The sequence below is a fragment of the Lonsdalea iberica genome, from assembly GCF_002111585.1.
Classification (GTDB): domain Bacteria; phylum Pseudomonadota; class Gammaproteobacteria; order Enterobacterales; family Enterobacteriaceae; genus Lonsdalea; species Lonsdalea iberica.
The window spans coordinates 1-566 of the sequence record NZ_LUTP01000130.1 but is presented as its reverse complement, the minus strand read 5'-3'; the positions used below and the strand labels follow the sequence as shown (position 1 = coordinate 566).

Genomic DNA, 566 nt, shown 5'->3' with positions numbered 1-566 from the left:
GGGTTAGTGGCATGGAACGTTCTTCCCGTCACCAGCGGCTGGTCCGGGTCGCCCTCCAGAAAACTCACCACCACCTCATGACCGATGCGCGGGATGGCGACCATGCCGTACTGACCGCCCGCCCAGCCCTGACTGACGCGTACCCAGCAGGAGCTCTGGTCGTCGCTCGCGCCGTAGCGGTCCCACGGGAACTGCAGCTTCACCCGGCCGTATTCGTCGCAGTAAATCTCCTCGCCCGCCGGGCCAACCACCGTCGCAATCTGCGGGCCGTCCACCATCGGGCGGTGCGGCATTTTCGCCCGCCACGTGGTGCTGGCTTTCACCACGCCAAAGGTGTTGGTCAGCGTGGTCGGCTCGCCGCCGCCTTCCTCTTCCAGCGCCTGCGGCTGGGTGCCGATGTGGCTGACGGTTACCACCTGCCAGCCGATGTTCAGCGTCAGGTTCGGGTGCTCCGTCAGGGTGAATGTGCCGCCGGGCATCAGCGCCGCGCAGTTTGACGCGCCTTGTCCGGTGACCGCATCCGCGCGCAGCGCATCCAGCCGGTGGCCGCTGAACGCCTTGCCGCT

The 566-nt window shown here is 67.5% G+C and carries 1 protein-coding gene; it reads right to left on the bottom strand.

The annotated features are described in order from the left end of the window. The coding region (tssI, locus tag AU511_RS17055) for a type VI secretion system tip protein TssI/VgrG (RefSeq protein ID WP_139829437.1) at positions 1–566 on the bottom strand (566 nt) is incomplete at both ends.